General features: G+C 72.3%; 9 protein-coding genes. 4 read left to right on the forward strand and 5 right to left on the reverse strand.

Features of this window, described 5'->3' with window-relative positions:
• The first annotated feature begins 254 nt into the window (after positions 1-254).
• On the forward strand, positions 255-1,562 hold the full coding sequence (locus MTQ10_RS06845; RefSeq protein ID WP_247463286.1) for an extracellular catalytic domain type 1 short-chain-length polyhydroxyalkanoate depolymerase: 1,308 nt from the start codon (positions 255-257) through the stop codon (positions 1,560-1,562).
• Positions 1,563-1,900: 338 nt separating this feature from the next.
• Here MTQ10_RS06845 and MTQ10_RS06850 read toward each other — a convergent pair whose 3' ends face one another.
• Both MTQ10_RS06850 and MTQ10_RS06855 read right to left on the reverse strand, forming a co-directional pair.
• The gene (locus MTQ10_RS06850) at positions 1,901-2,185 is read right to left on the reverse strand and encodes a hypothetical protein (RefSeq protein WP_247463288.1); all 285 of its coding nucleotides are present in this window, start codon (positions 2,183-2,185) and stop codon (positions 1,901-1,903) included.
• 330 nt (positions 2,186-2,515) lie between these two features.
• Positions 2,516-3,619 carry an NADH:flavin oxidoreductase/NADH oxidase gene (locus tag MTQ10_RS06855; RefSeq protein ID WP_247463290.1) on the reverse strand — a complete coding sequence of 368 codons (1,104 nt, stop codon included), beginning with the start codon at positions 3,617-3,619 and terminating at the stop codon, positions 2,516-2,518.
• 123 nt (positions 3,620-3,742) lie between these two features.
• On the opposite strand from MTQ10_RS06855, the gene MTQ10_RS06860 reads away from it, so the two are divergent.
• Both MTQ10_RS06860 and MTQ10_RS06865 read left to right on the forward strand, forming a co-directional pair.
• Entirely contained in the window at positions 3,743-4,099 is a 357-nt protein-coding gene (locus tag MTQ10_RS06860; protein ID WP_247463292.1) for an ArsR/SmtB family transcription factor, read from the forward strand.
• A gap of 161 nt (positions 4,100-4,260) precedes the next feature.
• Positions 4,261-4,950, forward strand: coding sequence for a DUF6214 family protein (locus MTQ10_RS06865; protein ID WP_374117576.1), 690 nt, complete (start codon positions 4,261-4,263; stop codon positions 4,948-4,950).
• Between the two features lie 164 nt (positions 4,951-5,114).
• Here the strand turns inward: MTQ10_RS06865 and MTQ10_RS06870 are convergent, their stop codons facing one another.
• Complete coding sequence (locus MTQ10_RS06870; RefSeq protein WP_247463294.1) at positions 5,115-5,753, reverse strand: DUF305 domain-containing protein; 639 nt, start codon at positions 5,751-5,753, stop codon at positions 5,115-5,117.
• A gap of 119 nt (positions 5,754-5,872) precedes the next feature.
• On the opposite strand from MTQ10_RS06870, the gene MTQ10_RS06875 reads away from it, so the two are divergent.
• Entirely contained in the window at positions 5,873-7,387 is a 1,515-nt protein-coding gene (locus MTQ10_RS06875; RefSeq protein ID WP_247463296.1) for an LVIVD repeat-containing protein, read from the forward strand.
• Here the strand turns inward: MTQ10_RS06875 and MTQ10_RS06880 are convergent.
• Both MTQ10_RS06880 and MTQ10_RS06885 read right to left on the reverse strand, forming a co-directional pair.
• A complete protein-coding gene (locus tag MTQ10_RS06880) occupies positions 7,375-8,052 on the reverse strand; it encodes a TetR/AcrR family transcriptional regulator (protein ID WP_247463298.1) in 678 nt (225 codons plus the stop codon). The genes MTQ10_RS06875 and MTQ10_RS06880 overlap by 13 nt on opposite strands.
• Positions 8,053-8,286: 234 nt before the next feature.
• The gene (locus MTQ10_RS06885) at positions 8,287-8,976 is read right to left on the reverse strand and encodes an HAD family hydrolase (RefSeq protein WP_247463300.1); all 690 of its coding nucleotides are present in this window, start codon (positions 8,974-8,976) and stop codon (positions 8,287-8,289) included.
• Positions 8,977-9,158: the final 182 nt, after the last annotated feature.

The raw sequence follows: 9,158 nt of genomic DNA on the forward strand, positions 1-9,158 counted from the left end.
GACGGCATGTATCTCCGTGGATGCCGAGCGATGCTCCCTGGCTGTATTGCAGTTCTTCTGAGGCCGATGCGGTCGCATCGCTGAACAGACCGTAGAGGGTAAGCGCTTTCTGTTCAACGTCTCGCGCAGAACGGTTCCGGCCACCGGAGGGTGCGCCGAGAAGGGCCGTGGGAGCGCTTCCATAGCGGTCGTGTCCATGTCACCATGCGGTCCGGACGACGTTCATCCCGCGCGCATCAGAAGGGACTCGAGCCGTGCCCCCCACCAGGAGACGACCGCTGCGCACCCTGTCGGCGGCCCTCGTCGCGGTCCTCGTGCCGCTGCTCGCCGCACTGACGCTCACCGCACCCCCGGCGGCGGCCCGCGCCGACGCCGTACCGGCCGCCACCCTCACCGAGGTCACCGGCTTCGGGGAGAACCCCAGCAACCTCCAGATGTACGTCTACGTCCCCGCCGGCGTCGCCGAACACCCGGCCGTCGTCGTCGCCGTGCACTACTGCACGGGCTCCGGACCGGCGATGTACTCCGGCACCGAATGGGCCTCGCTGGCCGACAGCCACGGCTTCGTCGTGATCTACCCGTCGGTCACCCGTGCCAGCAAGTGCTTCGACGTCTCCTCGCCCCAGGCTCTCAGGCGCGGCGGCGGCAGCGACCCCGTCGGCATCAAGTCGATGATCGACTGGATGGTGCGCACCTACGACGCCGACACCTCCCGCATCTACGCCACCGGCATCTCGTCCGGCGCGATGATGACCAACGTCCTGCTCGGCGACTACCCGGACGTCTTCGCCGCGGGCGCCGCCTTCTCCGGTGTCCCCTTCGGCTGCTTCGCCACCACGGACGGCTCCGAGTGGAACAGCGCCTGCTCCGGCGGCACCGTCATCCGCACCCCGCAGCAGTGGGGCGACCTGGTCCGTGCCGCCTACCCCGGCTACACCGGCCCCCGGCCGCGCATGCAGCTCTGGCACGGCACCGCGGACGACACCCTGCGCTACCCGAACTTCGGGGAGGAGATCAAGCAGTGGACGAACGTCCTCGGTGTGAGCCAGACGCCCGCTGTCACCGACAGCCCGCAGTCGGGCTGGACCCGCACTCGCTACGGCGCCACCGGTGACCGCGCCCCCGTCGAGGCGATCAGCCTTCAGGGCGTGGGCCACAACCTGTACACCTGGGGCATGGCCTCCCGCGCCCTGACCTTCTTCGGCCTGGACGGTTCCACCGGGCCGGGCCCCGACCCGCAGCCGGGCGCCTGCCGGGTGCAGGCCACGACCAACGCCTGGAACACCGGCCTTACCGGCTCGATCACCATCACCAACACCGGTACGTCGACGCTGACCGGATGGCAGCTCGGCTTCACCCTGCCGGCCGGCCAGACCATCACGGGCGGCTGGGGCGCCACGTACAGCCCCACGTCAGGCGCGGTGACGGCAGTGAACGCCTCGTACAACGGCACGCTCGCGCCCGGGGCTAACGTCACGATCGGCTATCAGGCGACGCACACCGGCAACAGCTCCGCCCCGACCGGGTTCACCCTCAACGGGTCGGCGTGCACGGCCGGTTGAGCGATGCGATGAGCGCCGCCGGCCGGCGGTGGACGGTACGCGGTCGACCGTAGACGGACGACGGACGACGGACGACCGCCCGCAGCGGACCGCGTCCGGCGGGTTCTCCTGCCGCCCGGCGGCGAGCCCGCCCGACGGCGGTCGACCGTCGACCGATGACCGATGACCGATGACCGATGACCGACGGCCAGAGGGCCCTGGCCGACCGTCCACCGACCGGCCGTCCCCGCCGGCCGTCGCTCAGCCGCCGCACCCGTCCCGCACGATGCCCCGCGCCAACTCGGCCCGCGCCGGGGCGGGTTCGGAGGCGATACGGCGGTCGCGGTCGGCGTCGGCCGTCACGGCGGCCGGCAGCGACGGGCCGCTGAGCAATCCGGCGCGGTGCAGGCGGACGGGCGGGTGGAGTCGATGCCGTGGCCGCGCAGCGCGCCCACGCGGCGCAGCCGCTCGTATCCGTGGCCGGGCGCGGACGCCATGTGCGCGGCGAGCCGCTCCCACAGTTCCCCGGCGCGGTCCTGCGCCTGCCGGGCGCCGCGCCGCCCGCCCAGGCGCGCCGGATCGGCCTCGCGTCGCACCGCGGTGACGGCCGAGCCGGCGACCAGCAGCCGGTCCAGAAGACGCACCGTGGCCTCGGTGGAGGATCGACGTTCCGGCGCAGGCGGTGCACCACACGATGAACCGCTGGTCCGTCTCGATGACGGACCCGCAATCAGGGCATGCCTGAGTGACGGTGCGTAGCTGATCGCGAGAGGTGGGCGCGATGCAAGCACGTTCGGGATCGCGCGGGCGCGGGCCGGACCCGGCCGGTCCGCGGTACGGCCCGGCGTCGTGGGGGCGTCGACTCGGGCACGGATCCGGGGCCGCCCCGCAACCCGGCGCCCCTGGCCAGGCCTGTCCCGGCCTCGTCCTGCCCCGCGCTCCGGCCGCGCGCCCGCTTCCGCCCGCGTCCCCGGTCAGGCGCCGCGCCGCTGCCGGGTCGTGGCGGCGCGGAGGTACTGGTGGGGCAGCCGAACCGTCCCGCCGAGGCGGTCGGCGGCCTGCCGGGCCCAGGACGGGTTGCGCAGCAGCTCGCGGCCGAGGAGGACGGCGTCGGCCTCCTCGTTGGCGAGGATCTTGGCGGCCTGCTCGGGCTCGGTGATCAGGCCGACGGCGGCGACGGCCAGCGGGCTCTCGGCCTTCACCCGGGCGGCGTGCGGGACCTGGTAGCCGGGCCGGACGGGGATGTGCACGCCGGGGACGAGGCCGCCGGTGGAGACGTCCATCAGGTCCACGCCGTGGGCGTGCAGGTCGCGGGCGAGGCGCACGGTGTCGTCCGTGGTCCAGCCGCCCTCCTCCAGCCAGTCCGTCGCCGAGATCCGGAAGAACACCGGCTTGTCGTCGGGCCACACCGAGCGGACAGCGTCGACGACCTCCAGGGCGAGGCGGGTGCGGTTCTCGTAAGGGCCGCCGTAGGCGTCGGTGCGGTGGTTGGTGTGCGGGGAGAGGAACTCGTTGATGAGGTAGCCGTGGGCGCCGTGGATCTCCACCGCCTGGAAACCGGCGGCCAGAGCCCGACGGGCCGCGTCCGCGAACTGCCCGACGACGGACCGGATCTGATCGACCGTCAGTTCGGCGGGCACCGGATGACCCTCGTCGAACGGGACCGGGCTGGGCGCCACCGGCTGCCAGCCGTGCGCATCCGGCCCGACGGGCCCGCCGCCCTTCCAGGGACGGTCGGTGGACGCCTTGCGGCCGGCGTGGGCGAGCTGCACCGCGGGGACCGTGCCCTGCTCGGAGAGAAAGCGGGTGATGCGGCGGAAGGCCTCCACCTGCGTGTCGTTCCACAGGCCCAGGTCGTACGGGGAGATGCGCCCCTCCGGGGAGACGGCCGTGGCCTCGACGACGATCAGGCCGGTCCCGCCGGTCGCACGTGCCGCGTAGTGCGCGAAGTGCCAGTCGCCCGGCGCACCCGCCGACGGCCCGTCAGGTGCCGCCGAATACTGGCACATCGGCGGCATCCACACGCGGTTCGGGATGGTCAGGTCGCGCAGGGTGATGGGCTCGAAGAGCGCGCTCACGGCGGACTCCGTTCGTCTGGGGACCGATGACATCGACTCGTACGATAACCATCGTAGTACGGTGAGTGTCTAACTGCGAAGGTCTTCGTACAATGAAGTCCTCAGACGAAGGGGAGCCGTGCCGTGACCGCCACCGACACCGCCGCCGACCGCCGGGCCCTGCCGCATCCGGCGCGCGAGGAGATCCGGCTGGAGCCGGTGCTGCACGCGCTGTCCGACCCGATGCGTCTGCGCATCGTGACCGATCTCGCGGAGGCCGAGGGCGAGCTGTCCTGCTCGCACTTCGACCTTCCCGTCGCCAAATCGACCTCCACGCACCACTTTCGGGTGCTGCGCGAGTCCGGGGTGATCCGGCAGGTCTACCGCGGTACGGCGAAGATGAACGGGCTGCGCCGCGACGACCTGGACGCTCTGTTCCCGGGGCTGCTCGACGCCCTGCTGGACGCCGCCGCACGCCAGGCTGTCCGCCTCGGCGACTGACTGCGGGGGCCCGGCGTACGTGTCCGCTGCGCTGTCAGGGTGCTCGGCGCGATCGGTGCGTGCGTGTCCGTTCGTATGGAATGTGATCATGCGGTTACGTTGCGTATGTGCTAGAAGCATCCTTTCTTAATCTTTCTGATCGGTCCGGTACGGACGGCACGGTGTCCGTCTGGCCGGCCTGGGAAGTGCAGGAGGAGGGCGGCGCCACCTCGTGGTTCCAGGTCCGGCTGGCGTTCCGCGACGGCGCCCGGGTCGACGCCCTCGCGGTGATGTCCGGCGGCTGCGTCCGGCTGGAGGACGTCCGCGCCACGCCTCCGCTGTCGCTGGTCGACCTGACCGTGCTCGCGGACTGGATCGAGGAGCCGCTGTTCGAGGCGTGCGGAGTGCCCGCCCCCGACCCGGTGAAGGCCCCCGCTGCCGGGGGGCAGGCCGGCCTCCCCGGCGGCGAGGACCCCGACGGCGACGGGCGGGCGCCCGACGTCACGCTGTCGTTCGGCCTGCCCGCCGGGTCGTGGAGTGACAGCGGCGACGCCCCGGCGGGCGGCGATGACGCGTACCGCCCCGAAGGCGATGATCATTCCTGCGCCGAGGCCGAGTGCGACCCGTGGGAGGCGTACGACGACACGTCGCCCGGCGCGGCTGTCGGCGCCCGGCGTGCCCGGCCCGCGTGGCCGCGCGGGATCGAGGGCCGCCGGCTGATCGCCGAGGAGTACCTGGCGGCCCAGGAGGAAGGCGTCGATCCCGTCCTGGCCGTGATGTGCGCGACCGGTCACAGTCGCCGCAAGTCCCTGCGCCTCATCGCCCAGGCCCGTGACGCCGGCTATCTGACGCCCCGTCACGCGCGGCGCTGATCACGCCTCCCGCCGTCCGCGGGCCGACCCGGCACCCGCACCCCGGCCGGTTCCCGGCGTACCCGACCGGTCCCGGTGCCCCGGCCGTCGCTCGGAGCCCCGGCTGCTCCCCGGCGTACCCGGCCGTCCCCGGCGTACCCGGCCCTCACTGGCGCCCGGCCCCGTCACTGCATCTGCCGCATCCGCGTGATCTCGGCGGTCTGCTGGGCGATCACGTCGTCGGCCATCTCCTCCACGGCGATGCTGTTCCCCTGTGCCTTCACCTCCGCCGCCATGTCGATCGCGCCCGAGTGATGGGTGATCATCAGGCTGAGGAACAGCGCGTCGAAAGCCGCGCCCTTCGCCGCGCCCAGTCGCGCCAGTTGGGCCTCGGTGGCCATCCCCGGCATGGAGTGAAGGTCGTGCGGGCCGGCCGTCGCGCTCTTGCCGTTGGATTTCAGCCAGCTTCTCATCGCGTCGATCTCCGGCCGCTGGGCCGCCGAGATGCGCTCCGCGAGCCGCCGTACCGCCTCCGAGCCGGCGCGTTCCGGGGCGAGCCGGGTCATCCGCAGTGCCTGCTCGTGGTGTTCGATCATCATCTGCGCGTACCGCACGTCCGCGCTGTTGGGGGTGTCGTCCTCCTTGCGCTGCGCGGCGGCGTCCCGCGCGGACAGGGTCCGGTTCGGCTCGCCCGGGTTGCCGGGGACGATCACCGAAGGCCCCTCGGAGGGGCCGGGAGCGGAGTCGCAGCCGGCCAGGGCCGCGGCGGTGAGCAGCAGTACGGCGAGTGCGGGCGGTGCCTGGGAGACGCGGCGGAAGAGCACGGTTTTCTCCTGACGCCGGAACGACGGGCGCAAAGCACTGTTTTGGTGTGTCCATGATAAGCGGGATACTTCAGGCGTCCGTGCTCCGTTCCCCGTGAACGGCACAAGGGAGGAAAACAGTGACCCTGTTGAACGAGCCCTTGAACGACCCCCGAACACGGCGCAGACGCCTGGGGGCCGCCGCCGCGGCCGCCGGGCTCCTGGCGGCCCTGCTGGCGGCCTCGCCCGCGACGGCCGTCCCCGACCCCGGTGACCGGCCGTCCGCGGACGGCCAGGTCTCCGAGCGCATACGGGCCGAGGTGCGCGCCGCCGTCGCCGACGGCGAGATCCCCGGGCAGGACCAGATCGTCCACACCCCCAACCTCACCCCCCTCGCCAACGTCCCCAAGGACGCCCTGCCCGGCACCAATTCGGACCTGGCGTTCCAGGGGCGGTACGTGTACGCCGGCAACTACGACGGCTTCCGCATCTTCGACATCGGCAACCCCGAGAAGCCGAAGACGGTCGCGCAGGTGCTGTGCCCCGGCTCGCAGAACGACGTGTCCGTCTCCGGGAACCTGCTGTTCCTGTCCACGGACTCCTCCCGCAGCGACGCCAGTTGCAACAGCACCACCCAGCCGGCGACGGAGAAGTCGTCCTGGGAGGGCATGAAGATCTTCGACATCAGCGACAAGAGGAACCCCCGGTACGTCGCCGCCGTCGAGACCGCCTGCGGCTCGCACACCCACACGCTGGTGCCGAAGCGGGACACCGTCTACATCTACGTCTCCTCGTACTCACCGAACGCGGCCTACCCCGACTGCCGGCCGCCGCACGACGGCATCTCGGTCGTCAAGGTGCCCCGCAAGGCCCCGCAGAAGGCGGCCGTGGTCAACTTCCCGGTGCTCTTCCCCGGTGACGGGCCGGACGGCGGCGGCAACCCCGGCGCCCCCACCAACCCGGGCGTCTCCAAGACCACCGGCTGCCACGACATCACCGTCCTGCCCGACGAGAACCTGGCCGCGGGCGCCTGCATGGGCGACGGCATCCTGTTCTCCATCAAGGACCCCGAGCACCCCAAGGTGATCGACCGCGTCCAGGACAACGTCAACTTCGCCTTCTGGCACTCGGCCACCTTCAACCGCAACGCGAAGAAGGTCGTGTTCACCGACGAGCTGGGCGGCGGCGTCGGCGCCACCTGCAACGCGGCGACCGGCCCCGACAAGGGAGCCGACGGGATCTACGACATCGTCGGCAAGGGCGACCACCGCAAGCTCGTCTTCCGCGGCTACTACAAGATTCCCCGCCACCAGGCCGCCACCGAGAACTGCGTCGCCCACAACGGCTCGCTGATCCCGGTGCCCGGCCGCGACATCATGGTCCAGGCCTGGTACCAGGGCGGTGTCTCCGTCTGGGAGTTCACCGACTCCGCGCACCCGAAGGAGATCGCGTACTTCGAGCGCGGCCCGCTGACCACCGACGCGATCACGGTCGGCGGCTCCTGGTCGGCGTACTGGTACAACGGCCTCATCTACTCGAACGACATCGCCAAGGGCCTGGACGTCCTGAAGCTCACCGACCGGCGCACGGACCCGGCGCGTCGGATCCATCTGCGCGAGCTGAACGTCCAGACACAGCCGGACTACTTCGGCTGACCGCCGCTCTCCCGGCCGGTCGCGAAGAACCGCGACAGATCCGACCCGCACACCCCGCCGGAGGCCTCGACGGTCTCCGGCGGGAGCCCCAGCTCCCAGTCCAGCCGGTAGCGCCGGAACAGCTCGGCCCGCATCGCGGTCAGCGACATCGGCACGTTCGGCAGCACCATCGCGAAGACGGCGCCCATGAGCAGCGACCGCAGCATCGGATAGTCGGCGTCGATGTCCTTCGAGCCGTGCCGCGCGCACGTGTCCCGCAACAGCTCCGCCAGCCGCTTCTGCTCGGGGCACTGCACGAAACCCTCCGCCTGCAGCAGCCCCGCCATGTGCTGGCGCATCAGCACCGTCCGGTCCCGGGCCAGCCCCAGGATCGCGTCGATGGCCCGCGCCATCCGCTCCCGCCCGTCCTCGGTGCGCGGCTCGCGCTCCAGCGCCTCCTCCAGCGTGCGATGCATCAGCCGGTGCACCGCCGACTGCACGAGCTGCCGCTTCCCCGGGAAGTAGTACGACACCAGACCTCGTGCCGAGCCGGCCCGGTCGGCGATGTCGCTGAGCGTCGTGGCCTCGTAGCCGCGCTCGCCGACCAGCTCGACCGCCGCCTGGAGCAGCCGTTCCCGGGAACGCCGCCGCAATTCTTCATTGACCGAGGCGCTGCGCGGGGACATCCTGTAACTCCTGCGTTGACTGGCTGCCAGCCAACTATACTCAGCGCAGTGCTCGACCGACCCTGTCCCGGGCCGGTCGTGCTGCCGTCCGTCTCGGGCGACACGGGGGATCGTCCGAGACGGACCCCTCTTCCACCGATGGTCGCCTCAGGCGACGAGGGGCCGGGTGTGCGCGGGGTGCGGCGCCGGTCTCCGGCCGGGAGTCCCCGGCCTGCGGGTCTGCGCCGGCGCGGGTCAGCTCACCAGCCCCAGTACGGGCCGCAGCCCGTCCGGGCGCTCGGCCACCGGCAGATGCTCGACGAAATGCACCGCGCAGCCCAGCGCCTCTGCCCCGCCGTCCGCGCGCGGCTCGTCACCGACCATGAGCGTCTCCCGCGGCGCGCTGCCCAGGGCCGAGCAGGCCACCTCGAACAGCCGAGGGTCCGGCTTCTGCACACCGTGCTCGTACGACAGGACGTACGTGTCCACATACGCGTCCAGCCCGTGCTCACGGAAGACCGGCCGCAGGTCCCACCCGATGTTGCTCACCACACCGACACGGACCCCGCGCTCGCGCAGCGCGGCCAGCACCTCGGCCGCGTCCGGGTACGGCGCCCAGGCGGCCGGCTTCCGGTGGCGGTCGTACAGGGCGTCGTGCAGGGCAGGGTCGGGCAGCTCCACCTGACGGGACAGCCCGGTGTACGCGGCGCGGTGCAGCTCGGCGCTGCGGTCCCGGGTGCGCCACACCTCCGCCAGCTCGTCCGGCACCCGCTGCGGGTACGGCCCGCCGGGCTGTGCCCCGGTGACCGCAAGCTCCCGTGCCTTCGCCGCCAGCTCGGGCTCGGGCAGGGTGATCGCGGCCTCGTCGAGGACGGCCCGCAGCCAGCTCTCGGTGGACTCGATGCGGAACAACGTCCCTGAGAAATCGAACAGTACGGCGGTCATGGCCCGATCCTAGGGTGGCGTCCGGGACGCAGGAGCGGTGTTCGGCCGGCAGCGGCCGGGGCGGGCCCCGCCCCGGCCGCCGAACGGGGTGCCGTCGTGCGCCGGTTCCCGGTCAGCCGGTCGGCCGGACAGCATGCCCGGCGTCCCGCAGGTCCCCCCTTCCGGCCTGTGCGGATGCCGTA

The sequence above is a fragment of the Streptomyces sp. XM83C genome (assembly GCF_023072675.1).
GTDB lineage: Bacteria > Actinomycetota > Actinomycetes > Streptomycetales > Streptomycetaceae > Streptomyces > Streptomyces thermocoprophilus.

Bases quoted from the DNA above. Each gene is read 5' to 3' on its own strand.
- MTQ10_RS06880 (WP_247463298.1), bottom strand. From the start codon at position 8,052: ATGTCCCCGCGCAGCGCCTCGGTCAATGAAGAATTGCGGCGGCGTTCC.
- MTQ10_RS06885 (WP_247463300.1), bottom strand. From the start codon at position 8,976: ATGACCGCCGTACTGTTCGATTTCTCAGGGACGTTGTTCCGCATCGAG.